Source organism: Arthrobacter sp. BF1, from assembly GCF_056680215.1.
Genome location: NZ_CM155271.1, coordinates 1,706,702 through 1,733,304 on the forward strand (window position 1 = coordinate 1,706,702; position 26,603 = coordinate 1,733,304).

Annotated in this window: 23 protein-coding genes; 13 read left to right on the forward strand and 10 right to left on the reverse strand. The window is 64.5% G+C overall.

The window, feature by feature from the left end; all coding sequences use genetic code 11:
• Window positions 1–44 precede the first annotated feature (44 nt).
• Window positions 45–3,602: a DNA polymerase III subunit alpha gene (dnaE, locus tag AC1MCD_RS08000; RefSeq protein ID WP_498677447.1), complete on the forward strand. Its 3,558-nt coding sequence runs from the start codon at window positions 45–47 to the stop codon at window positions 3,600–3,602.
• Window positions 3,603–3,612: 10 nt separating this feature from the next.
• On the opposite strand, the gene AC1MCD_RS08005 is transcribed toward dnaE, so the two are convergent.
• The gene (locus AC1MCD_RS08005) at window positions 3,613–4,110 is read right to left on the reverse strand and encodes a flavin reductase family protein (RefSeq protein WP_190988919.1); all 498 of its coding nucleotides are present in this window, start codon (window positions 4,108–4,110) and stop codon (window positions 3,613–3,615) included.
• A 132-nt stretch (window positions 4,111–4,242) separates the two neighbouring features.
• Between AC1MCD_RS08005 and AC1MCD_RS08010 the strand changes: the two genes are divergently transcribed.
• The 3 genes from AC1MCD_RS08010 to nrdR all read left to right on the forward strand — a co-directional run bounded on the left by AC1MCD_RS08010 (window position 4,243) and on the right by nrdR (window position 6,813).
• A complete protein-coding gene (locus tag AC1MCD_RS08010) occupies window positions 4,243–4,794 on the forward strand; it encodes a hypothetical protein (protein WP_498677449.1) in 552 nt (183 codons plus the stop codon).
• A gap of 9 nt (window positions 4,795–4,803) precedes the next feature.
• A complete protein-coding gene (hisD, locus tag AC1MCD_RS08015; RefSeq protein ID WP_498677451.1) occupies window positions 4,804–6,180 on the forward strand; it encodes a histidinol dehydrogenase in 1,377 nt (458 codons plus the stop codon).
• Between the two features lie 126 nt (window positions 6,181–6,306).
• Window positions 6,307–6,813: a transcriptional regulator NrdR gene (nrdR, locus tag AC1MCD_RS08020; RefSeq protein WP_498677454.1), complete on the forward strand. Its 507-nt coding sequence runs from the start codon at window positions 6,307–6,309 to the stop codon at window positions 6,811–6,813.
• A 29-nt stretch (window positions 6,814–6,842) separates the two neighbouring features.
• Here nrdR and AC1MCD_RS08025 read toward each other — a convergent pair whose 3' ends face one another.
• The 3 genes from AC1MCD_RS08025 to map all read right to left on the reverse strand — a co-directional run bounded on the left by AC1MCD_RS08025 (window position 6,843) and on the right by map (window position 9,791).
• Window positions 6,843–7,835: a patatin-like phospholipase family protein gene (locus AC1MCD_RS08025; protein ID WP_498677455.1), complete on the reverse strand. Its 993-nt coding sequence runs from the start codon at window positions 7,833–7,835 to the stop codon at window positions 6,843–6,845.
• A 214-nt stretch (window positions 7,836–8,049) separates the two neighbouring features.
• A complete protein-coding gene (gene ppgK, locus AC1MCD_RS08030; RefSeq protein WP_498677456.1) occupies window positions 8,050–8,853 on the reverse strand; it encodes a polyphosphate--glucose phosphotransferase in 804 nt (267 codons plus the stop codon).
• 59 nt (window positions 8,854–8,912) lie between these two features.
• On the reverse strand, window positions 8,913–9,791 hold the full coding sequence (map, locus tag AC1MCD_RS08035; RefSeq protein ID WP_498677458.1) for a type I methionyl aminopeptidase: 879 nt from the start codon (window positions 9,789–9,791) through the stop codon (window positions 8,913–8,915).
• 120 nt (window positions 9,792–9,911) lie between these two features.
• Between map and AC1MCD_RS08040 the strand changes: the two genes are divergently transcribed.
• Both AC1MCD_RS08040 and AC1MCD_RS08045 read left to right on the forward strand, forming a co-directional pair.
• Window positions 9,912–10,076 (forward strand): SPOR domain-containing protein, encoded by a 165-nt coding sequence (locus AC1MCD_RS08040; RefSeq protein WP_190988912.1) that lies wholly within the window; start codon window positions 9,912–9,914, stop codon window positions 10,074–10,076.
• Window positions 10,077–10,099: 23 nt separating this feature from the next.
• Window positions 10,100–10,690: a YceI family protein gene (locus AC1MCD_RS08045; protein WP_498677460.1), complete on the forward strand. Its 591-nt coding sequence runs from the start codon at window positions 10,100–10,102 to the stop codon at window positions 10,688–10,690.
• Window positions 10,691–10,714: 24 nt separating this feature from the next.
• On the opposite strand, the gene panB is transcribed toward AC1MCD_RS08045, so the two are convergent.
• Entirely contained in the window at window positions 10,715–11,620 is a 906-nt protein-coding gene (panB, locus tag AC1MCD_RS08050; RefSeq protein WP_498677462.1) for a 3-methyl-2-oxobutanoate hydroxymethyltransferase, read from the reverse strand.
• 263 nt (window positions 11,621–11,883) lie between these two features.
• Here panB and glnA (AC1MCD_RS08055) point away from each other — a divergent pair, with 263 nt between their 5' ends.
• From glnA (AC1MCD_RS08055) to AC1MCD_RS08075, 5 genes are all read left to right on the forward strand, one after another.
• Entirely contained in the window at window positions 11,884–13,224 is a 1,341-nt protein-coding gene (glnA, locus tag AC1MCD_RS08055; protein ID WP_498677464.1) for a type I glutamate--ammonia ligase, read from the forward strand.
• Between the two features lie 9 nt (window positions 13,225–13,233).
• Window positions 13,234–16,245 (forward strand): bifunctional [glutamine synthetase] adenylyltransferase/[glutamine synthetase]-adenylyl-L-tyrosine phosphorylase, encoded by a 3,012-nt coding sequence (locus AC1MCD_RS08060; RefSeq protein ID WP_498677466.1) that lies wholly within the window; start codon window positions 13,234–13,236, stop codon window positions 16,243–16,245.
• 190 nt (window positions 16,246–16,435) lie between these two features.
• On the forward strand, window positions 16,436–17,884 hold the full coding sequence (locus tag AC1MCD_RS08065; protein ID WP_498678237.1) for an amino acid ABC transporter substrate-binding protein/permease: 1,449 nt from the start codon (window positions 16,436–16,438) through the stop codon (window positions 17,882–17,884).
• The gene (locus AC1MCD_RS08070) at window positions 17,881–18,630 is read left to right on the forward strand and encodes an amino acid ABC transporter ATP-binding protein (protein ID WP_498677468.1); all 750 of its coding nucleotides are present in this window, start codon (window positions 17,881–17,883) and stop codon (window positions 18,628–18,630) included. Before AC1MCD_RS08065 ends, AC1MCD_RS08070 begins: the two co-directional genes overlap by 4 nt.
• Window positions 18,631–18,637: 7 nt before the next feature.
• The gene (locus AC1MCD_RS08075) at window positions 18,638–19,159 is read left to right on the forward strand and encodes a GNAT family N-acetyltransferase (protein WP_498677470.1); all 522 of its coding nucleotides are present in this window, start codon (window positions 18,638–18,640) and stop codon (window positions 19,157–19,159) included.
• Between the two features lie 266 nt (window positions 19,160–19,425).
• On the opposite strand, the gene glnA (AC1MCD_RS08080) is transcribed toward AC1MCD_RS08075, so the two are convergent.
• The gene (gene glnA, locus AC1MCD_RS08080) at window positions 19,426–20,850 is read right to left on the reverse strand and encodes a type I glutamate--ammonia ligase (protein ID WP_498677473.1); all 1,425 of its coding nucleotides are present in this window, start codon (window positions 20,848–20,850) and stop codon (window positions 19,426–19,428) included.
• A gap of 261 nt (window positions 20,851–21,111) precedes the next feature.
• Here glnA (AC1MCD_RS08080) and AC1MCD_RS08085 point away from each other — a divergent pair, with 261 nt between their 5' ends.
• Entirely contained in the window at window positions 21,112–21,549 is a 438-nt protein-coding gene (locus AC1MCD_RS08085; RefSeq protein WP_498677475.1) for an RDD family protein, read from the forward strand.
• Window positions 21,550–21,570: 21 nt separating this feature from the next.
• On the opposite strand, the gene AC1MCD_RS08090 is transcribed toward AC1MCD_RS08085, so the two are convergent.
• The 4 genes from AC1MCD_RS08090 to lipB form a co-directional block, all read right to left on the reverse strand.
• On the reverse strand, window positions 21,571–21,927 hold the full coding sequence (locus tag AC1MCD_RS08090; RefSeq protein ID WP_498677477.1) for a DUF3817 domain-containing protein: 357 nt from the start codon (window positions 21,925–21,927) through the stop codon (window positions 21,571–21,573).
• Between the two features lie 101 nt (window positions 21,928–22,028).
• Window positions 22,029–22,781: a DUF4191 domain-containing protein gene (locus AC1MCD_RS08095; RefSeq protein ID WP_498677478.1), complete on the reverse strand. Its 753-nt coding sequence runs from the start codon at window positions 22,779–22,781 to the stop codon at window positions 22,029–22,031.
• Window positions 22,782–22,869: 88 nt separating this feature from the next.
• Window positions 22,870–23,877 (reverse strand): lipoyl synthase, encoded by a 1,008-nt coding sequence (lipA, locus tag AC1MCD_RS08100; RefSeq protein ID WP_498677480.1) that lies wholly within the window; start codon window positions 23,875–23,877, stop codon window positions 22,870–22,872.
• Window positions 23,874–24,542 carry a lipoyl(octanoyl) transferase LipB gene (gene lipB, locus AC1MCD_RS08105; protein ID WP_498677482.1) on the reverse strand — a complete coding sequence of 223 codons (669 nt, stop codon included), beginning with the start codon at window positions 24,540–24,542 and terminating at the stop codon, window positions 23,874–23,876. Before lipB ends, lipA begins: the two co-directional genes overlap by 4 nt.
• Before the next feature lie 138 nt (window positions 24,543–24,680).
• Here lipB and AC1MCD_RS08110 point away from each other — a divergent pair, with 138 nt between their 5' ends.
• Window positions 24,681–26,603 carry a serine/threonine protein kinase gene (locus AC1MCD_RS08110; protein ID WP_498677484.1) on the forward strand — a complete coding sequence of 641 codons (1,923 nt, stop codon included), beginning with the start codon at window positions 24,681–24,683 and terminating at the stop codon, window positions 26,601–26,603.

Genomic DNA, 26,603 nt, shown 5'->3' on the forward strand with positions numbered 1-26,603 from the left:
GGTCGCTGCGGCAGGGAGGGCCGGCCAGCGCTTAGAATGGTCCGGTGACTTCCAGCAATGCCTCGTTCGTTCATCTCCACAACCACACCGAGTACTCCATGTTGGACGGCGCCGCCCGTCTGGGAGAGCTTTTCAATGAGACAGAACGCCTCGGCATGCCAGCCCTCGCCACCACCGACCACGGCTACCTGTTCGGCGCCTTTGACTTCTGGAAGCGTGCCACGGACCAGGGCATCAAACCGATTATCGGCGTCGAAGCCTATGTGACCCCCGGTACTGCGCGGACGGATAAGAGCCGTGTCCGCTGGGGTGAGGAACACCAGCGCAAAGACGACATCTCCGGCGGTGGTTCGTACACCCACATGACGTTGCTGAGCTACAACAACGCCGGCATGCGGAACCTCTTCCGGGCCTCGTCCATCGCCTCCCTCGACGCAGTCTTCGGCAAGTGGCCGCGGCTGGACCGCGAGCTCCTGAACACCTATTCGGAAGGCCTCATCGCCACCACGGGCTGCCCGTCGGGCGAGGTCCAGACCCGGCTCCGGCTCGGCCAGTACCGCGAGGCCCTGGAAGCGGCGTCGGAATTTCGAGACATTTTCGGCGCAGAGAACTATTTCTGCGAGCTGATGGACCACGGCCTGGACATCGAACGCCGGGTCACCGGGGATCTGCTGCGGCTCGCCAAGGACCTGAACCTGCCACTGGTGGCCACCAACGACCTGCACTACACGCACGAACATGATGCCAAGGCCCATGAGGCCCTGCTCGCCATCCAGTCGGGTTCCACGCTGCTGGAGCCCACGTACGACAATGGCGGTTCCCGGTTTGCGTTCTCCGGCAGCGGCTACTACCTCAAGTCGCCGCAGGAGATGCGCGAGCTGTTCCGGGACCACCCGGACGCGTGCGACAACACACTGCTGATTGCCGAGCGCTGCGAAGTCTCGTTCAACACCGGCGCCAACTACATGCCGCGCTTTCCCTGCCCGCCGGGCGAGGACGAGACCTCCTGGCTGGTCAAGGAAGTCGCCACCGGACTGGAATTCCGGTACCCGGGCGGCGTGCCGGACAAGGTCCGCACGCAGGCTGACTACGAGCTCGAAGTCATCACCTCGATGGGATTCCCGGGCTACTTCCTGGTGGTGGCCGACTTTATCAACTGGGCGAAAAACAACGGCATCCGCGTCGGTCCCGGCCGTGGCTCAGGCGCGGGTTCCATGGTTGCCTACGCTATGCGCATCACCGACCTCGATCCGCTGCACCACGGCCTGATCTTCGAGCGCTTCCTCAACCCGGACCGCGTTTCGATGCCTGACTTCGACGTCGACTTCGATGATCGCCGCCGGTCCGAGGTGATCGACTACGTCACCCGCAAGTACGGTGACGAACGCGTGGCCATGATCGTTACGTACGGCACCATCAAAACCAAGCAGGCGCTCAAGGACTCCTCCCGCGTGCTCGGCTACCCGTTCAGCATGGGCGAGCAACTCACCAAGGCCCTGCCGCCTGCCGTGATGGCCAAAGACATCCCGCTGGCCGATATCCAGAACAAGGACGCCAAGCGGTACGGCGAGGCGGGGGACTTCCGCCAGCTGATCAGCACCGACCCCGAAGCCGCCAAGGTCTTCGAAACCGCCCTCGGCATCGAGGGACTGAAGCGCCAGTGGGGCGTCCACGCCGCGGGCGTCATCATGTCCTCGGACCCCATCATCGACGTCATTCCCATCATGCGCCGTATCCAGGACGGCCAGGTGATCACGCAGTTCGATTACCCCACCTGCGAAGGCCTGGGCCTGATCAAGATGGACTTCCTCGGTCTGCGAAACCTGACGATCATCTCGGACGCCCTGGAGAACATCAAGCTCAACCGCGGCCACGACCTGGACCTGGACAGCCTGGCCCTCGACGACGTCCCCTCCTACGAACTGATGGCCCGCGGCGACACCCTGGGTGTGTTCCAGCTCGACGGCGGTCCAATGCGTGCGCTCCTGAAGCTGATGAAGCCTGACAACTTCGAAGACATTTCCGCTGTCCTGGCGCTCTACCGGCCGGGTCCCATGGGTGCCAACGCGCACACGGACTACGCCCTGCGAAAGAACGGGATCCAGGAAGTCATTCCGATCCATCCCGAGCTCAAGGAACCCCTTGCGGAAATCCTTGGCGGGACGTACGGCCTGATCGTGTACCAGGAGCAGGTTATGGCCGTGGCGCAGAAACTCGCCGGCTACTCCCTGGGCCAGGCAGACATCCTCCGGCGTGCCATGGGTAAGAAGAAGAAATCGGAGCTGGACAAACAGTTCGCCGGTTTCTCCCAGGGCATGCAGGACAACGGCTATTCCATGGCGGCCGTCAAGACCCTCTGGGACATCCTCCTCCCGTTCTCGGACTACGCCTTCAACAAGGCGCACTCGGCCGCGTATGGCGTGATTTCGTACTGGACCGCCTACCTGAAGGCACATTATGCGCCCGAGTACATGGCCGCCCTGCTGACATCCGTGGGCGACGATAAGGACAAATCGGCGATCTACCTCAATGAGTGCCGGCGCATGGGAATCACCGTGCTGCCGCCGGACGTCAACGAGTCAGCGCTGAACTTCACCCCGGTGGGCAACGACATCCGCTTCGGAATGGGGGCCATCCGCAACGTGGGTGTCAACGCCGTCGAAGCCATGGTGGCCGCCCGTGAGAAGGAAGGCGCATACACGTCCTTCAAGGATTACCTGGTCAAGGTCCCCGCAGTGGTCTGCAACAAGCGGACCATTGAGTCCCTGATCAAGGCCGGCGCGTTCGACTCCCTTAACCACCATCGCCGCGCGCTGGCGATGATCCATGAGGAGGCCATCGATTCGGTCATCACCCTCAAGCGCAACGAGGCGATCGGCCAGTTCGACCTCTTCGCCGGCTTCGAGGAAGCCGAGTCCGAGGCCTCGCTGAGCATCGAGATTCCCGACTTGCCGGAATGGGAGAAGAAAGACAAACTGTCCTTCGAGCGGGACATGCTCGGCTTGTACGTCTCGGATCACCCGCTGCAGGGCCTTGAAGGCCTCCTCAGCCAGCACGCTGACCAGAGCATCACCTCGATCATCGCCGACGACGGCCCGCACGACGGCTCGATCATCACCATCTCGGGAATGATCACCTCGCTCAGCCGCAGGATTGCCAAGGCCAGCGGCAACGCCTACGCACGTGCCGAGATCGAAGACCTTGGCGGCTCCATCGAGGTCATGTTCTTCGGCCAGGTCTACGGACCCATCGCCTCGGTGCTGGCGGAGGACCTGGTGGTAGTGGTTAAAGGCCGCCTGCAGCGGCGCGATGACGGCGCCGTGGCACTGAACTGCATGGAACTCAGCGTCCCGGACCTTAGCGAGGGAACGAACGGTCCGCTGCAGATTTCGATGCCCACCCACAAGGCCACCGAGGCAGTGGTGACCGAGCTCGGCGATGTCCTGCGTAACCATCGGGGGAATTCCGAAGTCCGGCTGCACCTGCAGGGGGATACCCGAACCGAAGTCATGGCTCTGCCGGTGCACCTCAGGGTCAACCCCAGCCCGTCGCTGTTCGGGGACCTGAAGGTACTCCTCGGACCGACCTGCCTGGACTACTAGGCTTTCCTGGCTAGATTTCGTAATCCAGGGGGACCGGCTGGCCATAGCTGCCTGCGTGGTACAGGAGCGGCGAGCCGTCCTCGCCCACAGCACCCTCCACCACTTCGACAACCACCACGGCGTTGTTCTCGAAGGAGAGCCGCATCTGGATCTTGCCGATCAGCCAGCCTGCGACGTCCTTGAGGATCGGGACATCATGGGGTCCCAGTTCCCAGTGATCGCCGCCGAAACGGTCCTTGGTCCGGGCGAAGCGGTCGGCCAGTGCCTGGTTTTCCAGGCCCAGCATATGGACGCCGAGATGGGTGGCGTTGGCCACGGCGGGCCAGGAGCTTGAACTGCGGGCCATGTTAAAGGTAAACCGCGGCGGCTGAGCGGAGAGGGATGCCACGGACGTGGCCGTGAAGCCGTACGGCTCACCCTGGTAGTTCACCGTAATGATCGCGACGCCGGCAGCGTGGCGACGGAACATTTCCTTGAACGTGCCCTCAAACGGCGCTGCATCTGACATCGTAAAACTGCTCCCTCAACCATGCTCATATGAATTCTCCCTTAAGCGTATTGCTCTGGCCGTGCACAGCGGAATCGGCTGACCACCCACGTCATGCGGCCATATGCATCCACGTTTGTTAAGGTTTGTTTCATGGAAAAAAACATCCGCCGCCCTTCCGCCCGGCTGCCGTGGACATGGTTTGCTGCTGCCGCGGCCGGCGGCGTTCCGGTGGGGTTGCTGTGGTGGCTGCTCGCACCGGGCGGACTGAACCTGATCACGCGCAATCCTGCACTGGGTGACGGGACCAATCCGGAAGTGTGGCTGCCGCGGGACCTGACCCTCGGCGGTCTCCTGGTCTTCGCCGGGTGCCTGGTGGCCGTATTCCTGACCGATAAGGGCGGCCGTGCTGCGCAGCCGGCCTTTCTCCTGAGCCTGGCAGGCGGCCTCGCGGGCGCCCTCATTGCCTGGCAAACAGGGGTGTTGGCGGGGCGGTTGTGGGGCCCGCCAGTGGATCCGACGTTCATTGCCAGTGTGGCCTTCTCCCTCCGCTCGTTGTCCGTACTGCTGCTGTGGCCGGCCGCAACAGCAGTGTCAGTGTTTGCCCTGAGCCTGCTCAACCTGCTCCGGAAGGGAACTGAGGCCGGGAGCGCACCCCGTGCCGGGCGCGAACCCGTCGCCGAAGGCACAGCGTCTGGCGCGTAAAATGAACGGGTGACCACTTCTCCTGAATCTCCAGCAGCCCCGGCAACCGCAACCGTCAACTTCCGGACAGTCGACCTGCGGGGACGGGGACTGACCTCGGCTGGCCTGCGCGCCGCCGTGCCCCGCGCCAGGCAGAACACCGTGGCGGACGCGGAAGAAAAGGTCCTTCAGATCATCGACGCGGTCCGCCAGCAGGGGTTCGCCGCCCTCGGCGACCTTGCCCGGCGGTTCGACGGAGTGGACCAGGTGCACCCCCGGGTTCCGGCCGGCTCGCTGGCGAAGGCCTTGGCCGAACTGGACCCGCCCGTTCGCAGCGCGCTGGAGGAATCCATCAGCCGTGCCCGGCGGTTCGCGGACGGGCAGCGGCCGCGCAACGTCGACGTCGAACTCGGCGACGGTGCTCTGGTGAGCCAGAACTGGGTACCAGTCTCGCGTGTGGGGCTCTACGTTCCCGGCGGCCTGGCGGTCTACCCGTCCTCGGTCATCATGAACGTTGTCCCCGCGCTGGCCGCCGGTGTGGAATCCATCGCACTTGCATCCCCTCCGCAGAAAGACTTCGGCGGACTCCCGCACCCCACCATTCTTGCGGCGGCTGCCCTGCTCGGTATCAGCGAGGTGTACGCCATCGGCGGCGCACAGGCGATCGCGGCGTTCGCGTACGGCGTGGAGGCCTCAGCCGCGGGACCGGCCCTTGAGCCCGTTGATGTGGTCACCGGTCCCGGCAACATCTTTGTGGCGACGGCGAAGCGGCTCGTCAAGGGCGTGGTGGGCATCGACTCCGAGGCCGGGACCACCGAGATTGCCATTCTGGCTGATTCCTCGGCGCAGCCGGACCTCGTGGCTGCCGATCTCATCAGCCAGGCCGAACACGACCCCAAGGCCGCCTCGGTGCTCATCACCGATTCAGAGGATCTTGCCGCCGCCGTCCGCATTGAACTGGACCGGCAGGCGGCCGCCACCAAGCACTCAGCCAGGGTGTGCGAGGCACTCTCCGGGCCCCAGTCCGGGGTGGTCCTCGTGGAGGACCTCGACCAGGGCGTTGCAGTCTGCGACGCGTATGCTGCCGAGCACCTGGAAATCATGACCGCCGAGGCCTCCGCGGTGGCCGCCAGAATTCGGAATGCGGGCGCCATCTTCGTGGGGGACTACAGCCCCGTCAGCCTGGGGGACTACTGCGCCGGCTCCAACCACGTATTGCCCACCAGCGGTACGGCGGCGTTCTCCTCCGGCCTGAACGTGACCACGTTCCTCCGTGCCATCCAGGTGGTCAATTACAGCCGGGCCGCCCTGCAGGAGGTCAGCGGCCACATCGTCAGCCTTTCCGGTGCCGAGGACCTGCCGGCGCACGGCCAGGCGGTCACAGCACGTTTCGCCGGGACTGCCTGATTCCGCCGACGGGGCGCGCTCAGTACTACATGTAGTTGCGCCGACCACTACATGTAGTGCGTACGGGCTCCCACATGACGTAAGATCACTCGTAGACCGCTAGCTGAAGATCGAGGAGGGGACACCATGTACTGTCCGTTCTGCCGCAATCCGGACTCCCGAGTTGTAGACAGCCGCATGACAGACGACGGCTCGGCCATCAGGCGCCGCCGTCAGTGCCCCGAGTGTGGCCGCAGGTTCACCACGGTGGAAACCACCAGCCTTTCGGTTATCAAGCGCTCCGGTGTCGGTGAACCCTTCAGCCGCAGCAAAGTCATCAACGGTGTCCGCAAAGCGTGCCAGGGCCGCCCGGTCAGCGAAGATGACCTGGCGCTCCTTGCCCAGGAAGTGGAGGAGCAGATCCGCGCCTCGGGGGCCGCGGAGATCGAAGCGCACGAAGTGGGTCTTGTCATCCTTGGCCCGCTGCAGAAGCTTGACCAAGTTGCCTACCTGCGCTTCGCCAGCGTGTACCAGGCCTTCGAATCTTTGGAGGACTTCGAGACGGCCATTGCCTTGCTCCGCCACGAGTCGGTTGAAGAAACCGCCGGGCCGGCACCGAAGAGCACCAGGAGCTCGGAGAAGAGCCCACTGTAGTCATCGGTGCCGGTGGTTGGGAATCCCCGCTACCGCCAGAATTCGGTGAGCTGCCCGGCAAGGGCCCTGCCTTGGTTATGACCAGCCCGGGCTGCCGGCGGACGCAGTGACAAGTCCATCGCATTGGCGCCGAACATGTGCTCGGAGGCGGTTTCCGGGAAGATCGTCTCGACTCTGCTGCCGCGTGCGCGCAGTTCCTCGACCTGTGCCGCAAGCTGCATGCCCCATTCCAACGGCGTCCGCGTTCTGCCGCCGAAAGGTGACAGCACCAGCACCCGCCCGCATCCGGCTGCCAGGTCGGCATTCTCGTTGCGTCGGTAGCCGCCGTCGATATATCGGTTGTCCCCGATCCTGTAGGCGAAGCCACTGGCACAGCTGGCTGCAACGGCGTCCACCAGGTCCACTCCGCTCCGGCGGTCGAATACGACCGGTTCACCGGTGGGGGCATCGACCGCCGTGATGAGTACCGCTCGCTGCGGCCATTGCTGACTGGGCAGCCGTGAGGCGACGGTCGCGCGCCACCGCGTTTGCGCGGAACCGTCGGACGCCGCAGCCATGTCGAGTGCCGCCGCGCCCATTCTGCGGCGCATGTCAGCCAGGTCCTCCGCAGCGGCGATGATCTTCCCCGTTCGCTCCAGGTGGTCTGCCGTCGGCCTGACCGGAACGCGGCCGCCGTCGGATCCGAGCGGACCGGTGCGTTGCCGGGGAGGCGCGGCAAGGATGGCGGCAAGGAGTTCCGCCGGGGTCGCCCCGGCCAGCTGGGCCGCGGCCGTGGAGCCGGCCGATGTGCCGATGACCAGATCGGCATCGGTCACATCCAGCCCGGCATCGGACAGGCCGGCGATGACGCCGATCAGCCACGCGTTGCCTGTCGAGCCGCCGCCGCCGAGGACCAGCGCCCGTCCGCCCGCGACGGGCCCCCGCTGTGTGGCGTCGGCCTGCGGCTGATCCCGATCGGACCCCGGCCAATGAGAGGCCGTTGTCGAGGGGAGGTGCAAACCTGAAGAAGGTGTTGTGTTCATGGGAGTCGCCTTTCACGAATTGCCTGGCGGGCGCTCCCAGCTGCGACTAGTTCAGTCGCGCGATCCCGGACAGCAGGGGAGCGCCCATTGCGGATACTGCGTGCATGGGTCTCACCTCCTGTCGATGGATAACGATTACGGGAATGGTCGCACACCTGCGAAGCGGTGTGCAATGGGCACCCGGGGGTCGCGGGTCAGCCAAATCAGTCAACGGCTACTTGGTGAGCTTGTGCTTCACGGCGATTTCGACGGCGGCGCCCACGATTCCGGCCTCGTTCTTCAGCTCAGCGGGGACGATGGGGGTGCGGAGCTTCAGGTTGGGCAAGTACTCGTCCGCACGCTTGGAGATGCCGCCGCCCACAATGAACAGCTCCGGGGAGAAGAGAAACTCGACGTGCGAGAAGTAGCGCTGCAGCAGCACGCTGTACTGGTCCCAGGTCAGGCCGTCCCGCTCGCGGGCCACGGCGGACGCCTTGGTCTCGGCGTCGAAGCCGTCAATCTCCAGGTGGCCCAGTTCGGCGTTCGGTACCAGGTGGCCGTTGAAGATAAAGGCGGACCCGATCCCGGTGCCCAGGGTGATGACCAGGACCGTGCCATCAATCCCGGCACCGGCGCCGTACCGCGCCTCAGCCAGCCCGGCGGCGTCGGCGTCGTTGATGACCTCTACCGGGCGGCCCAGGCGGGCCGTAAGCAGGGCATCGATGTCCGTGTTGAGCCAGCTCTTGTCCACATTCGCCGCGGAATGCACCACACCGTGCTGGATGATACCGGGGAACGTGACGCCCACCGGCGAGTCGGCGGCCGGAGCCTCAGGGCGGCCGGAAAGCTCGGCCACGACCTGTGCCACCACTTCGGCTACGGCCTCAGGGGTGGCGGGCTGGGGAGTGGGAACGCGGAATCGGTCACCCAGCAGCTTGCCCTTCTTCAAGTCGACGATGCCGCCCTTGATCCCGGTACCGCCGATGTCGATGCCGATCAGCGGGGCTTTTTTGTGCGACTTCTCGTCCTTGTTGGCCAATGTCGTTCCGTTCGTGGCAGGGCGGGCAGGCCGGGCGGCTGACCGGGGTCCAGAGATGATTAGGGAAGGGTGAGGATTTCGGCGCCGGAGTCCGTCACCAGCAGAGTGTGTTCAAACTGGGCGGTCCGCTTGTGGTCGCGGGTGACAACAGTCCAGTCGTCTTCCCACATGTCCCACTCGATGGTGCCAAGAGTCAGCATGGGTTCGATGGTGAAGACCATGCCGGGCTCGATCACGGTGCTGTAGGCGGGGGCGGCATCATAGTGCGGGATGATCAGGCCGGTATGGAACGCTTCACCGACGCCGTGGCCGGTGAAGTCCCGCACCACGCCGTAGCCAAAGCGCTTGGCGTAGGACTGGATGGCGCGGCCGATCACGTTGATTTCGCGGCCCGGGGCCACGGCCTTGATGGCCCGGTTGAGCGACTCCTGGGTACGCTCCACGAGGAGGCGTGATTCCTCGTCGACATCGCCTACCAGGAACGTGTAGTTGGTATCGCCGTGCACGCCGTTGATGAAGGCCGTGATGTCGATGTTGATGATGTCGCCGTCCTGGACCACTGTGCTGTCCGGAATGCCGTGGCAGATGACCTCATTCAGCGATGAGCACAGAGACTTCGGAAATCCGCGGTAACCGAGGGTGGACGGGTAGGCCTTGTTGTCCAACAGGAACTCGTGACCCACCCTGTCCAGCTGGTCCGTGGTGACTCCCGGCTGGATATGCTTCCCCACTTCCACAATGGCCCGGGCCGCGATCCTGCTGGCAATCCGGATCTTTTCAACGGTCTCAGCCGACTTAACTTCCGAGCCGGTGAACTTGGCCGGGCCGGGCTTGCCCACGTACTCCGGCCGCGGGATGGACGCCGGAACGGGGAGCTGCGAGCTGACGGTTCCCCTGGTCAGGGTTCCGGTAGGTGCAGTTGAGGCGAGGGAAGGCATACATTGATCATATAAGGCGGCGCAGAACGCCAAGTAATGGAAGCCCCAACCTGTCCGCATCGGTTCTTAGGTTACGTGGATCACAGCGGGGACTCCTGCAAGCCGGAATGAGGAGCATCGATGACTGAGTACTGGTACAACGTGAATACCCACGAAGTGGAAGAGGACGCGCTCTCTGACTGGAGCCAGCTGATTGGCCCGTACAAGACGCGTGAAGAAGCGGAGCACGCCCTGGAGAAAGTCCGTGCCCGCAATGAATCCTGGGAAAAGGGCGACGAGGACTGAACCGTACCGCAAGGAGGCATGTCATGGCTGAGATCAGGCCTGAATACGCAGGTCAGTGGCGATTCGACCCGGCGCATACGCGCATCGGCTTTTCCACCCGCCACGCAATGGTCACCAAAGTCCGCGGAGCTTTCAATGATGTCGAGGGCACCATCAGCGTCGACCCGGATGCCCCTGAACGCTCAGGTGTGCTGCTGACCATCAAGGTCGAAAGCATCGATACCCGTAATGCGGACCGCGATCAGCACCTGCGGACCAACGACTTCTTTGACGCTCCCCAGTTCCCGGAGATCACGTTCGTGAGCGACCGCGTTGATCAGGTAGACGAGGGCCATTTCATTGTCAGCGGAAGCGTGACCATTCGGGGCATTACGCGGGAGGTGTCGATTCCGATCGACTTCATGGGCGTCGAACGGGATCCCATGGGCAACCTCCGGGCCGGCTTCGAAGGTTCCCGTCGCATCAACCGCCAGGATTTCGGGCTGAAGTGGAACACCACGCTGGACTCCGGCGGGGTCCTGGTGTCGGACAAAATCACCCTGGAGTTCGAGGTGTCCGCCATCAAAGTCGATGGCGGTGCCACCCAAGACGGCGCCACAAAAGTCGGGGAGTAACGCGCCGGCCCCAAAGCGGCTGCGCTAGAACGAGTGTTCAGGGCCCGGGAACTGTCCGGAGCGGACGTCCTCGCCGTAGGCCTTCGCCGCGTCGCTGAGGGTGCTGCGGAGATCGGCGTACTGCTTCACGAATTTCGCCATCCGCCCGCCCCGGAGGCCGGCCATGTCCTGCCAGACCAGAACCTGGCCTGTGGTTGCGTTGCCGGCGCCTATGCCCACCGTCGGAACGTCTATTGCTGCGTCGACGGCGGCCGCGGTCTCCGCGGGCACCATCTCCATCAGGACACTGAACGCGCCCGCATCAGCCAGCGCGACGGCGTCGTCAATCAGTCTCTGGGCGTCGTCGCCCCGGCCCTGCACGCGATAGCCGCCCAGCGCGTGCTCACTTTGCGGCGTGAACCCAATGTGGGCCATGACCGGGACCCCCGCCTGCACCATGGCTTGGACGGTTTCCGCATAGTACTTGCCGCCTTCGATTTTGACGGCGTGTGCCAGTCCTTCCTTGAGGAACCGGACGCCCGTTGCGACGGCCTGCTGGGCGGAGACCTCATAACTGCCGAAGGGTAGGTCCGCCACTACCAGGGCGCGTTTTGCTGACCGGGCTACTGCGCGGCACAGCGGGAGGAGTTCATCCACCGTCACCGGCAGGCTGGTCTCGTTGCCAAAAACGTTGTTGGAGGCGGAGTCTCCCACCAGGAGAACGTCGATGCCGGCCTGGTCGAAGATCTCGGCACTGTACTGCTCGTAGGCGGTCAGCATGGCGAACTTGGTGCCGTCACGCTTGGCCTGCTGCAGATGGTGGAGCCGGACCCTGGATGATGGCTTGGCAGAAGCCCCCGACGACGGTGCCTGCGCCTGTGCGGGCCCGTTTCCGTAGGGTGCGGGTACTTCGGCGGACGCGCTTGAGTGGGAGCTATTGGTTGTGGCCATGGCAAGAGCGTAGTGCGGCGCAGACGGTCCTAGCCACCCGCCTGCAGCCGCCCGGCTGTGATACGCACCATAACCCTGATGCCGGACGGGGCGATTCGGCCGCTGGTTTGCCCGATCGCCCCGTGTTGGGATGTTAACCCTGTGTTACGTGCGGCGGCGGCTCCCGCATCAGGATGGATTGCTTAGTAAAGTGATGGTGAACTGCTGCCGGCTGCCGCTCCCGCGGAACCGGGGCATGAACGTTGACCGGAGAAGAGGCCCCCATGGACCGCCAGCAAGAGTTTGTCCTGCGCACAATCGAGGAGCGCGACATACGGTTCGTACGTTTGTGGTTCACCGACGTCGTAGGTTCGCTTAAGTCGGTGGCACTGGCACCGGCCGAGGTTGAGGGTGCCTTCGAAGAGGGCCTCGGCTTCGACGGCTCATCCATTGAAGGCCTTGCCAGGGTCTTTGAATCGGACATGCTGGCTCAGCCGGATCCTTCCACCTTCCAGATCCTGCCGTGGCGCGGTGAGACCGAACAGACGTCCCGTATGTTCTGCGACATCCTCACCCCGGACGGTGAACCGTCCGCCGCGGATCCGCGAAACGTCCTCAAACGCACGCTGGCGAAGGCTGCAGACATGGGGTTCACGTGCTACACGCACCCCGAAATTGAGTTCTACCTCCTGAAGTCCCAGGAACCCGGCCCCGACGGCTCGCCCATTCCGGTGGATGAAGGGGGCTACTTCGACCACGTGCCCGGTGGTGTGGCCCAGGATTTCCGCCGCACAGCGGTGACCATGCTCGAATCCGTTGGCATTTCGGTGGAGTTCAGCCACCATGAAGCCGGGCCGGGCCAGAATGAAATCGATCTCCGCTATGCCGATGCGCTGCAGACGGCGGATAACATCATGACGTTCCGGACTGTCATCAAAGAGGTGGCCCTGCAGCAGGGCACGTATGCCACCTTCATGCCGAAGCCCTTCACCGAGCACCCGGGCTCCGGCATGCACACCCACTTCTCGCTGTTTGAAGGCGACGCGAACGCGTTCTACGAGGCCGGCGCTGAGTACCAGCTCTCCAAAACGGCGCGCCAGTTTATCGCCGGCGTTCTGAAGCATGCCCCGGAGTTCACGGCGGTGACCAATCAGTTCGTCAACTCGTACAAGCGTCTGTGGGGCGGCGGCGAAGCCCCAAGCTACCTGAGCTGGGGTCACAACAACCGCTCCGCGCTGGTCCGCGTGCCGCTGTACAAGCCGGGCAAGGGCCAGTCAGCCCGCATCGAATACCGCGGCATCGACTCCGCGGCCAATCCTTACCTCGCCTACGCAGTCCTGCTGGGCGCGGGTCTGAAGGGCATCGAGGAAGGTTACGAACTCCCGGCAGCGGCGGAGGATGACGTTTGGTCGTTGAGCTCGGCTGAACGCCGGGCCATGGGGCATGATCCGCTCCCGGCCAGCCTCCACGACGCCATTAGGACCATGGAGGAATCGGAACTGATGCCGCAGATTCTGGGCGAACAGGTCTACGAACACTTCCTGCGCAACAAGCGGGCCGAGTGGCAGGACTACCGGCTCCAGGTGACTCCTTACGAACTGCAGCGCAACCTCGGCATCCTTTAGGCGGCGGCGGTGAGCCTTGCCCGCCGCCTCATCTCGGCCGGCTTCAGTGACCTGGAGAAGGGCGAGCGGTTCCTGGCTGCCCCCGAACTGGAAGGCCTGGACCCGGAGAGGGTCTTCGCGGGCCTGCAGATGGCCGCGAACCCCGACGTCGCGCTGCAGTCCCTGGTCCGCCTGATCGAGAAACACCCGGCCCTCCGGGAGCTGGCTGCCGCCGACCCGGAGACCAGCGAGCCGCTCTACCGCGTCCTGGGCGCCTCGGAGGCGCTGGGTGAATTCCTGATCCGGCATCCCGAACACCTGGTGGCCTTCGAGGTCACCGCCAGTCCGGAACCGCTGCCGGCAGACCCGGAGCAGCTCCGGGCGACTCTTCTCTCATCCGTCCGGGCAGACTCCAGGTCGGCCAGGCCGCTGGCCGGGATAACCGGGCCCGAAGCGTATGCCGCATTGCGGACGGCCTACCGCCGCGGGGTAGTGGACCTGGCAATCAAGGACCTGTGCGCCGCGGACCCGCTCGACTTTATGCCCGCCGTCGGCGCTGAACTGGCCGATCTTGCAGGGGCTGCCATCGAGGCTGCCCTGGCGGTATCCCGGGCGGAGGCGGCAGAGAAGTTCAGCGCCGTGGAAGTGGCCGGCGTTGGCCTTGCCGTCATCGGCATGGGCAAGTGCGGAGCCCGCGAACTGAACTACATTTCCGACGTCGACGTTATCTACGTGATCGACGCCGGAGACCTGGACGATGCCCGCGCCAGCACGATCGGTACTACCCTGGCCGCCGGAATCTCCCGGGCCATTTCCTCGGTGGCGCGGGAGCCGGGCCTCTGGGAAGTGGACGCCAACCTTCGGCCGGAGGGGAAGTCCGGGCCGCTGGTGCGGACGCTCGCGTCCCACGAGAGCTACTACGCCCGCTGGGCCGAGAGCTGGGAGTTCCAGGCGCTGCTGAAGGCCCGCACCATCGCGGGCGACAGAGAACTAGGGGAACGCTACGAAAACGCGGTGGCGCCGCTCATCTGGACTTCAGCCGGGCGGGAGGGCTTCGTCGAATCGGTGCAGGCGATGCGCCGCCGGGTTACCGAACACATTCCCGCAGCCGAGGAGCAGCGACAGATCAAGCTCGGCCGGGGCGGTCTCCGTGACGTTGAGTTCACGGTGCAGCTGCTCCAGCTGGTGCACGGAAAATCCGACGAGTCCCTCCGCCGCAGGGACACCACCGCTGCCATCGCGGCGCTGTCATCCGGCGGCTACATCGGCCGGTCCGACGCCGCGGCCTTCGACCAGGCCTACCGCTACCTCCGGCTCCTGGAACACCGGATCCAGCTGTTCCAGCTCCGCCGAACGCACCTCATGCCAGTCAGTGAACCCGCCCTGCGCGCGCTGGCCAAGGCAGTGCTCGGGCCGTTCTCCACCGATCGCCCGCACTCGGACGCGCTGCTCGCACAGTGGCAGAAGACCAAGAGATCCGTCCGCGAGCTGCACGAACGCATCTTCTACCGTCCGCTGCTTAACACGGCTGCCAAACTCAGCACTGAAGATGCCAGGCTGACGCCAGAGGCCGCCCAGGGCCGCCTCGCTGCACTGGGTTACCTTGACCCCCAGGGAGCCATGCGGCACATCGAGGCGCTGACAGCCGGGGTCAGCCGACGCGCCGCCCTGCAACGCCAGCTGTTGCCCATCCTGCTGGACTGGCTCGCCGAAGGGGTTGATCCGGATGCGGGACTCCTCGCGTTCCGGCGGGTCAGCGAAGCCCTTGGAACAACACACTGGTATCTGGGAATGCTCCGTGACTCCACGGCCGCGGCCGAGCGGTTGTGCCACGTTCTCTCCAACTCACGCCTGATCGCGGACCTACTGGAGGTATCGCCGGAGTCGGTGGCCTGGCTGGGAACAAACAAGGACCTCGCGCCGCTGGGTTTTGAAGCCCAATGGCAGGAAATTACCGCCAAGATGTCCCGCCATTCCGATCCGGAAAGCGCCATGCGCCTGATCCGCCTGATCCGGCGCCGGGAAATCCTGCGGATCGCCATTGCCGACTCTGCGGGACTGCTCAACCAGGACGAGGTTGGCACGGCCCTCGCGGACACTGACCGGGCAGCAGTGCTGGGCGCCCTGCGGGTAGCCGAAGGCATTGTGTCTGCGAAGGGCCCACTCAAGACCGCCATGCTGATCGTTGCCATGGGACGGCAGGGCGGACGCGAGATCGGGTACGGCTCCGATGCCGACGTGATGTACGTTCATCGGGCGCTGCCCGGCTTCACGGAGGAGGAAGCCCAGGAGCAGGCGGCCCGGATCGTCTCCAAGGTTTCCAGCCTCCTGACGCAGCCACTGAAGCCTGCCATCATGGCGGAACGGGTCCTGCAAATGGACGCGGATCTTCGTCCCGAGGGGAAGAACGGCGCCATGGTGCGTTCCCTGGATTCCTTCGCCGAGTACTACCGCCGGTGGTCCCTGGTCTGGGAGGCTCAGGCGTTGCTGCGGGCGCGCCCCATGGCCGGGGACGATTCCCTGGCCAGCGATTTCGTGGCTCTCATCGATCCGATCAGGTACCCGGAAAAGATTTCGGAGCACGACGTCCGCGAGGTGCGCAGGGTTAAGGCCCGGGTGGAGGCGGAGCGGCTGCCTCGCGGGGCGGATCCTGCACGCCACTTGAAACTGGGGCGCGGGGGATTGAGCGACGTCGAGTGGCTGGTTCAGCTCCTGCAGCTCCAGCACGCAGGGAAACACCCGGAGCTGCGGACAACGTCCACTGTGGAGGCGCTGGACGCCACGGCGTCACTGGGCCTGCTCTCCGTGGCTGACGCGAAGCTCCTGACGGATTCGTGGCGCCTGGCCAGCCGCATCCGTTCCGCCAACGTCATCTGGAGTGGCAGGGCTTCGGACCTGCTGCCGTCCTCACGGCGGGACCTTGAAGCCGTGGCGCGCTGGTGCGGCTATGAACCCGGCCACGCTGCTGCACTGGAAGAAGATTACCTGCGCCTGAGCCGGCGGGCCCGGGCGGTCTTCGAGAGGGTTTTCTACGGCCACTAGCGGCGGACAAGTCCTTAGGCGGGCGCGCCGGTGACGACAGGCGCCAAATGCGGGTAGCCTCTAGGGGTCAGTTTGCCGGTCCAAGGACCGGCAACCGTACTTACCTAGGGGTTGTAAGAACTTGTCCAGACTCCAGCAGACCGGGTCCGTCCGGCCGCGGCGGGCCACGCTTATCGGAGCGTTGCTGGCCATGTCCGCCATGCTCTTCGGTGCCGTCGGTGCTTCCGCGGCACCGACTGACGCACCGGCACTCACCGCCGGTTCAGCGCATCCGGCCACCGCGCCGTCGAGCCTCTCCGGCAAGACCTTTGTCATCGGGACGGACACCACGTTCGCCCCGTTCGAGTTCCGCGACGCCGGCGGTGACCTGACCGGCATCGACATGGACATCATCCAAGAGATCGCGAAGAAGCAGGGATTCGCCGTCGAGATCAAGTCGCTCGGCTTCAACGCAGCCCTGCAGGCGCTCTCCTCCAACCAGGTGGACGGCGTGATCGCCGGCATGTCCATCACGGAGCCCCGCAAGCAGATCTACGATTTCTCCGACCCCTACTTCGAGTCGGGCGTCCAGATGGCCGTCGCCAAGACCAACTCGGACATCAAGGGTTACGAGGACCTCAAAGGCAAGACGGTCACGGCCAAGACCGGCAGCGAGGGCGAAACCTTCGCCAAGTCCATCGCGGACAAGTACGGCTTCACCGTCAAGTCCCTGGACCAGTCCGCCACCATGTACGAGCTCGTGAAATCCGGGAACGCCGTCGCCGTCTTCGACGACTACCCGGTCCTGGCGTACGGCATCAGCCAAAACAATGGACTGAAGGCCGTGACGGAGAAGGAGAAAGGCGGCTCGTACGGCTTCGCCGTCAACAAGGGCAAGAACCCGGAATTGCTTCAGGCCTTCAACACCGGCCTGGGGGAGCTGAAGTCCACTGGCAAGTACCAGGAAATCCTGGACAAGTACCTTAAAGACCCGGCCCAGGCTACCCCGTCCAGCTTCTGGGACTTGCTGGTCAGTAGCTTTCCTGCGCTCATGAAGGGCCTGGGCAACACCGTGCTGGTGACCGCCATCTCCTTCGCGATCGCCATGCTGATCGGTCTGTTCATGGGCTTCCTGAAGATCTCCACCAGTGTGCTGCTCCGTGGCATTGCGACGACCTTTGTCAGCGTCTTCCGCGGGACCCCGTTGCTGGTGTGGGCCTTCTTCTTCTACTTCGGCATCCCGCAGCTGACCGGCCAGCCGATCGACATCTGGGTGGCGGGCGTGCTGACCCTGAGCCTCAACTCCGGCGCCTACATCACGGAAATCGTCCGCGGGTCCATCCAGTCCGTGGACCCGGGCCAGCTCGAAGCCAGCCGCAGCCTGGGCCTCGGCTACGCCAAGTCGATGCAGAAAGTCGTTGTCCCGCAGGCCTTCAAAATCATGACGCCCTCCCTGATCAACCAGCTGATCATCATGCTTAAGGACAGCTCGCTGCTGCTCGCCATCGGCTTCGCCGAACTCCTCTACCAAGGCCAGCAGATCTACGCCGGGAACTTCCGGATTACCGAAACACTGCTGATTGTGGCTGTTCTGTACTTCGTGGTGATCATGCTCCTGACCAAACTGGCCAACGTTGCAGATAAGAGGTTCAACAAATGAGCACAGCAGTAAGTGCCGCCAGCAAGATCTCGGTCACGGGCCTCAAGAAGTCCTTCGGGGTGCATGAGGTCCTCAAAGGCATCAACGCGGAAGTTGCGGAAGGCGAGGTGGTTTGCGTCATCGGTCCCTCCGGCTCAGGCAAATCCACTTTCCTGCGCTGCCTGAACAAGCTCGAGGACATCACGGCCGGTCACGTCACCGTGGATGGTTTCGACGTGTCGGACCCCAAAGTGGACATCAACGAGGTTCGGCGCCATATCGGTATGGTCTTTCAGCACTTCAACCTTTTTCCTCATATGTCAGTGATTGAGAACATCATGCTGGCACCGGTGGAATCCAAGAAGCAGGGCAAGGATGAGGCCCGGGCAAGCGCCCTGAAGCTGCTGGAACGCGTCGGACTGGCCGAGAAGGCCGATGCCCGCCCGGCGTCGCTGTCCGGCGGCCAAAAGCAGCGCGTCGCGATAGCCAGGGCGCTGGCCATGAACCCGGATATCATGCTTTTCGATGAAGCTACGTCGGCGCTCGACCCCGAGATGGTGGGCGAGGTGCTGCAGGTCATCAAGGACCTGGCCGCCGAAGGCATGACCATGGTACTGGTGACGCATGAAATGGGCTTCGCGCGCGAGGTCGCCGACCGTGTGCTCTTCATGGCCGACGGTGTCATCTGCGAGCAGGGGAAGCCGGAGCAGCTGTTCGGAAACCCCCAACAGCAGCGGACCCAGGACTTCCTGTCCAAAGTTCTTTGATCCGGAGATGCCTGAAAACGTCTGGCTGATGCCGCTGAAGGATGTGGACGACGACGCCTTCGCGGTGAAGTTGGGGGAGATTGCCGAACTCGAAGTCACCGAGGACCAGCGGAGCTATGTTCATGAACCCCTGCGCATGGCACTCGTCGGATTGGAAGAGGATAGCCGGCATCCTTTCGCCATTGACTCCAACGGGATCGCGGTCGGTATCCTGACGCTTCAGACGGGCGCCGCAACCCTGGCCGGCTGGCCGGACAACGAATCCGCCTGGCTGCTGCGCGGGTTCGCGATCGACCGTCGGCACCAGGGCAGGGGGCTGGGACGGCTCGCGGCGGCCGCGGCAGTGGCGGCAGCCGCGCAACTGACAGCGAGGCACGGCGGCGGTCAGGCCGGCGTCGTACTCTCAGTCAATGAGGGCAACCCTGCCGGCCTCGCCGCCTACCGGAACGCAGGGTTCGTGGATCAGGGACAGTACCTGGGCGGGAGTTCCGGGCCGCAACGGATCATGTTCCGCGCCTTCACGGGGTAATTCGGCCAGACACGCAGCCACAACATTGCCTCGGAGCGCACATTGACCCATCATGTGGGTGGCGGTGTTCTTCAGTCCTTGTTGGGGGGAAGGCTTGAAAAGTCTTCGTCCGGGGGAGCACACGTCAGGGGGCTGGCTCTTGGTCTCAGCACGTCTGGAGCCAGCCTCCACCTTGCGCCACGGCCAGCAGATACAAAAAGTCCGCCCGGACGGCTCAAGCCGTCCGGGCGGACTTCTTAGGACTGAAAGGTCAGCCCTGCGGTGTTCTAGACGCCGTAGTAGAGCTCGAACTCGTACGGGTTCGGGCGCAGCGACAGCGGGCGGATCTCGTACTCGTACTTGTAGTCGATCCAGGTGTCGATCAGGTCCTGGGTGAACACGCCACCGGCCTGCAGGAACTCGTTGTCCTCGCGGAGTGCCTCAAGGGCCTCTTCCAGGCTGCCCGGAGCCTTCGGGATGTCCTTGGCCTCCTCGGCGGGGAGCTCGTAGAGGTCCTTGTCGATGGGGGCGGGCGGTTCGATGCGGTTGCGGATGCCGTCAATGCCGGCCATCAGCTGGGCAGCGAAGGCCAGGTAGGGGTTGGAGGACGGGTCCGGAGCGCGGAATTCGATGCGCTTGGCCTTCGGATTGGAACCCGTGATCGGGATACGGATACCGGCGGAGCGGTTGCCCTGCGAGTAAACCATGTTGACCGGGGCTTCGAAGCCCTTGACCAGGCGGCGGTAGGAGTTCACCGTCGGGTTGGTGAAGGCCAGCACTGCGTCGGCGTGCTTCAGCAGGCCGCCGATGTACCAGCGGGCGGTGTCGGACAGGCCGGCGTAGCCCTTTTCGTCGTAGAACAGCGGTTCGCCGTTGGTCCACAGCGACTGGTGGCAGTGCATGCCCGAGCCGTTGTCACCGAAGACCGGCTTGGGCATGAAAGTCACTGACTTGCCCCACGCGTCCGCCGTGTTCTTGATGACGTATTTGAACTTCTGCAGGTCATCAGCCGCGTGGGTCAGGGTGGTGAACTTGTAGTTGATTTCAGCCTGGCCGGCGGAGCCTACCTCGTGGTGGCTGCGCTCGACCTCAAGGCCGGCCTCGTCCAGGGCAACACACATGGCGTCGCGGAGGTCGGCCTGCTTGTCGGTGGGGGAAACCGGGAAGTAGCCGCCCTTGACGGGGGTCTTGTAGCCGAGGTTTCCGCCTTCTTCTTCGCGGCCGGAGTTCCAGTGCGCTTCTTCCGAATCGATCTTGTAGAAGCTGCCCTCGGGGGAGGACTGGTACTGCACGTTGTCGAAGACGAAGAATTCGGCCTCGGGAGCAAAGAATGCGGTGTCGGCGATGCCGGTGGAGGCGAGGTACGCCTCAGCCTTTTCGGCCACGCCGCGGGGGTCGCGGTGATAAGGGTCTCCGGTGCGCGGGTTCACGATGGAGAAGTTCAGCGCGAGGGTCTTTTCCATGCGGAAAGTGTCCAGGAATGCGGTGGTGACGTCAGGGATCAGCTGCATGTCGGATTCTGCGATGCCCTGGAAACCGCGAATGGAGGATCCGTCGAAGAGCTGGCCGTTGACGAAGAAATCAGCGTCAACGCTCTTGGCCGGCACGTTGAAGTGCTGCTGGACGCCGGGGAGGTCGGTGAAGCGGATATCGACGAATTTGACATCCTCGTCCTTGATGAACTTGAGGACTTCGTCCGCATTCTTGAACATCTATGCTCCTATCGCATATGTAAATATCTGGCTGCAAGCCGTCTGGTCCAGCGCAATCCGAAGGGCAGGGAAACAGCGTTCCCCTGCTCGGGCTATTGCTTGAAACTGCTACCAACCTTATGGACATGTCATTTCCCGACAGTGTCCGTATTGTTTCGCGCAGGTTACAGAATGCCCCGCTCACGCAACGCTATCCGGTGACCACACTGCGGTCCAGCGGTTTCCACGCTGTGAATGGTGACGAGTCGGTAAGATTGGACGGTGGTAGATCGCAACGACATTGGCTCCTGGCTCACCGGACCGGACACTTCCGGCATCTCCAAGTATCCGGGGGAGCGGCTGGGGCTGCCCGAATCCGGACCCGGTTCCATCGCCCGTGCGGGACGCCGCATTGTGGCCATCGTGCTGGATTGGGGACTGGCCCTGCTGATCAGCAACTTCGCGTTCGGCGGTGACTCCTGGGCCACCCTGGCCGTATTCGCAGTTGAACAGACGCTGCTCGTCGGCACCCTCGGGTACAGCATCGGCCACCGGATTGTGGGGATCCACGTTCTCCGGCTGGGCGGTGCTCCGGCGGGCCCGCTGGCCGGGTTGGTGCGGTCCCTGCTCCTGTGCCTGGTCATTCCGGCCGTGATCTTCGACCCGGACCACCGTGGCCTGCACGACAAGGCCATGAACACGGTCCTGGTGCGGCGCTAGATTTTTCCGCCCGGGTATGGCCTAGACCCCTGCGGTTACCTTGGCTTCTGAGGTTCGTGCTGAGGTGTCGGTGAGGTGACCGCGCTTCCCGGCCCAGCGCTCGAAGGCGATGGTCGCGAACGGGAAGACTGCTGATACCCCGGCAAACAGCGCCACGACGAACGGCCAGCGCTGGAGCCGCCACAACGCGAGGGCTGCCACTCCGTAGCCAACGAACAGTGCGCCGTGAACGGGTCCGGCGATCTCTACGCCCAGGTCGGTGGTCTTGGCGATCCACTTGAAATACATGCCGATCAGCAGGGCCGCCCAGCTGAACGCCTCGGCAACCGCCAGGATCCGGAAGGTACGGATAACAACAGTCTTCAGCGGCATTTTCATGGGCTTCTCCGATCTCAGGATGTGTTGGCGCGACGGTTGGCGCCACAAAAAAGACCGCCCCGGTGCCCAGCCTGAGCCGGAACCGGAGCGGTTCTAAGTTCTTAGCGTCCGCGGTTGGGACGCGCTTTGTAGGGGTCGATTCCCTTGGGAATGGGGAGGCGGTTGCCCAAAGACGAGATGCGCTTGGACACTGCGTTCACCTCGAGCTTTGTCAGTTCGTTCTTCAGTTTGCCCATCTTCTTGGCAACCTGGCTGATGGGAACCTGGCCCTCGCCGCGGCCGCTCTCGATCACGTGGACCGTGACGTTCGGGAGGATGCGCGCCAGTCGCTTGCGCTCCGCATCCAGCAGCGGCTTGACGCGGACGCTGGGGCCTTCGCTGACAAGGACGACGCCGGGACGGCCGATGGCGCGGAACACGGCATCCTGGGTGCGCGGGTTCACAGCAACCGGCTGGTCTTCGGTGACCCAGCCTCGCTTGAGGGTGCCCAGGGCAGCACCGGAAGCGCCGGGCTGGTTCTCGATCTGCGCGAACGCCGCGCGCTCGGCCCGGCGGGACAGGATCAGGGTGGCACCGAGCAGACCCAGCGGAATGCCGATCAGCAGGCCCGTGATCCAGTTCTCCAGCCAGAAGCCCACCAGGAAGCTGATGGCCACAACGCCGAGGAATACCAGCAGCATCAGCCACGGCACCATGGGGTCGTGGCGGCGGGTCATGTTGAAGACTTCGCCGATCTGCTTGAGCCGGCTGGGCTTCTTGACCTTCGCTTCTTTTGGCTTGCGCGAGAAGAGGCCACGCTTCGGGGCGCCGTCGGCCGCCGGTGCAGTGTTACTGGAATCAGGGGATTTCGCCATAGTGCCTCAATTCTACGTGATTTATGACTGAGGGCCGGACGCCGGACGTTGTCCGGTGCCGGCCCTCAGGGCCCAACAGATTTGCTGCTCAGGATCGGGCGGCGAGCAGTGAGCTGGCTTCCTGGCGGGTGCTGCCGGAGGATTCGATGTGCGCGAGTTCGGCGGGGATTTCCCAGCCCTTCTTGCGCATCGCGGTGGCCCAGAGCCGGCCGGCACGGTAGGAGGACCGGACCAGCGGGCCACTCATGACGCCAAGGAACCCGAGCTCTGCGGCCTCGTCCTGCAGGTCCACGAACTCCTGCGGCTTGACCCAGCGGTCCACCGGCAGGTGCCGCTCGGACGGGCGCAGGTACTGGGTGATGGTGATCAGGTCACAGCCGGCCTCGTGCAGGTCCCGCAGGGCCTCGGAGATCTCCTCGCGGGTCTCGCCCATGCCCAGGATCAGGTTGGACTTGGTCACCATGCCCAGGGCCCGGCCCTGCGTGATGACATCCAGGGACCGCTCGTACCGGAACGCCGGCCGGATCCGCTTGAAAATCCGAGGCACCGTCTCGACGTTGTGCGCGAAGACCTCGGGCTTGGAATCGCAGATCGCCGCGATGTGCTCGGGCTTGCCGGAGAAGTCCGGGATCAGCAGTTCCACCCCGGTGCCGGGGTTCAGCTCGTGGATCTTCCGCACCGTCTCGGCGTACAGCCAGACACCCTCATCGGCGAGGTCATCACGGGCCACCCCGGTGACGGTGGCGTAGCGCAGCTGCATGGCCTGGACACTCCGGGCCACCTTGGTGGGTTCGAACATGTCCACCGGGGAGGGCTTGCCGGTATCGATCTGGCAGAAATCACAGCGCCGGGTGCATTCGGAGCCGCCGATCAGGAACGTGGCTTCCTTGTCTTCCCAGCACTCGAAAATGTTCGGGCAGCCGGCCTCTTCACACACCGTGTGCAGGCCTTCCTTTTTGACCAGGTTCTTGAGCTGGACGTACTCAGGACCCATCTGGACCTTGGCCTTGATCCACTCCGGCTTCCGCTCCACGGGTACAGCGGAGTTACGCTGCTCAACGCGCAGCAGCTTCCGGCCTTCTGGTGCCAATGTCACAGGAGCGCTCCTTCGGGGTTTAAAACGAGTGCTTCTTCGTGTTTGCGGAACTCGTCCATAAACCGGTCGGCTATGTCACTCGGATTGATGGTTCTGCCGGCTTCGATGGACATCGTGGTGACGCCGGCGTCGGTTATGCCACAGGCAATGATCTGGGCATAGGGTGCCAGGTCATTGTTGCAGTTGATGGCCACCCCGTGCATGGTGACCCCATCCAGGACACGGATGCCGATGGCGGCAATCTTCCGGTCCGGGCCTTTGCTGTCCGCGGTGATCCACACGCCGGCGCGTCCCTTGATGCGCTCGGCGTTGATGCCATAGTCGGCCATGACAGCGATCATGACGGCCTCGAGCCGCTCAACGTAGTCGCGGATGCCCGACCGGTTCTTGAGTTTGATGATGGGGTAGGCGATCAACTGGCCGGGGCCGTGCCAGGTCAGCTTGCCACCGCGGTCCACAGGGATCACGGGGGTTCCGTCCAGCGGGCGCTCGTGCTCTTCCGTGAGCTTGCCGGCGGTGTAGACGGCGGCGTGTTCAAGGATCAGGACCGTGCTGGGTGCCTCGGCTGCGACAACCTTCGTGTGGATTTCGCGTTGCAGGTCCCAGCCTCGTGTGTATTCGACCAAGTCCGGGGCGAGACCCACCTGTGAAAACTCAAGAGTCATGGCATCCAGCTTAGACCCCGGCCCCTTAGGGGTCCGCTATAAGTGGCGGACCTCTCATGCTGCCCGGTCCGGGCCCGAACCGCTGACTGCCTGTGGATAACTTCTGCGCGTATTCCGGGATTCCGCTAGACATGACTCATGGATCATTTCACTGCTCCGGTGGTTCCGGGGTTTCGGGCGGGACGTATGTTGGGCCGTGGCGGAAGCTCAACAGTGTGGCTGGTCACCGAGGAAAGGACCGGCCGGGAGTTTGCGCTGAAATGCCTTGGCATCCGGAGTATGGGGGCCGTCGAGGGCAGCGGGGGAACGCGCACCGTTGAGTCGGGGCCGTCCGTCGCAGCCGCCGACGAGGAAGACGTCCGCCGTGAGATCCGGATACTCTCGCTGCTGGACCATCAGCATCTGATCAAGGCCCACGACGCCGTTCGCTTTGCGCAGCAGCCGAGGGAGGCGGGTGCCGCGGAGGTCAGCAGCAACGGGATTGGCCTGCTGCTGGACTATGCGCCCGGCGGCTCGCTGGCAGACCTGGTTGGCAGCCGTCGCAAACTCCCGGTCGGAGAGACCATCACCGTGCTGACCCCCATCGCCCAGGTGCTGGGCTACCTGCACGCCAACGGATTTACCCACGGCGACGTCTCGCCCGGAAATGTCCTGTTCACGGGGCACGGCAAACCGATGCTTGCCGACGTCGGCATTGCCAGGATGGTGGGAGACGCATCGGCAGCGGCGGCCCATGGCACGGCTGGTTTTATGGATCCGGCACCGGTGGATGCGGTCCGGGCCGGTCTGCAGCCGGAGCGTGACGTCTACTCGGTGGCAGCCCTGGGGTGGTACTGCCTGACAGGTGAGCCGCCGCGGCGGAGTGCAGACCGCGCGCCACTATCGCTCCTGCTCCCGGAGGTGCCACCCGAGCTGACAGCAGCCCTCGAGGCCGGCCTGAACGAGGACCGTCGGCTGCGGCCCACGGCCGTTGAGCTTGCGACGGCCATCTACCGCTGCGCGACGCCCTTGCCGATAGACCTCGCGTCCTCGGTCCATGCCACGGTCATCCCACAGCTGCTGACCCGGCGTCACGTTCCGGAGCGTCCTGACAGTGCTGTCCGGAACGGCCTGCGGGCCTGGCGCAGAAGACTCTCGACGTCGCGCTGGTCCGGACTTATCGGAGTTCGGCAGGCACTCCCTTTCCCGGCCGAGCCGGGAGCACCTGAGCCGCAACCGCGCAGGTCAGACGAGGCCCTCCCTGCCAGGCTGCCCCTGACCGCAGGAGAGGAACAGTCCACGCCGCGCGGCAAGCACGCCCGGCAGCCTGGGACCGGCCGCCGGAGCCCGGACACGCCCCCGGAACCCTTAGTTCCGGCCACGGCTCCGCAGCGCTCGGAACGGCAGCGCTCAGGTATCCGGAGGCAGGGCGACGAGGTGCCGCAGGCGGCGCAGAGGCGGGGGACAGTTGTGCTGGCCGCGGGCGCCGCTGCCTTGGTGGCAGGTGTCATCTGGACGGCCGGTGCCTTCGGGCCGGCCGGACCGCTGGCAGGCCTGGCCGGCTTCGACAAGCCGGCCGCCGGCAGCGACTCAGCCCAGGCAGCGCGGAATGGTTCCGATCCGGACCCGTCCCGGCAGGCAGCAGAGGGTATGGACAACATCGGGATTCCGGCTGCCGTCGCGGCGCGGCTGGGTTCAAGGGACCCGGCCGAGGCAGTCCACGGCCTGGCTGCCGTCCGCTCGTTGGCGCTCAGCTCGGGCCGGCTGGAGCTCCTGGACCTTGTTAACGCCCCGGGCTCCGCGGCGGCCGCCACCGATGCAAGGCTGAGGGACGAACTCCATGGATCCGGGCATGTCCTCGCCGGCTTCACCAGCACAGTTTCCGAGGTCCGGGTTCAGCCCGGAGGTTCAGCCGGGCAGGCGATAGTGGGAGTCACTTCGGCGACATCGTCCTATGTGGAACAGGACAGCTCCGGCGCGGTGGTGGCCGCCGCTGCCGCCGGGACGGAACAGGATCTTCGGCTCGTCCTGGTTTCCCTGGAGGGGCAGTGGCGGATAACCGATGTCCTTCCAGGCTCCTGA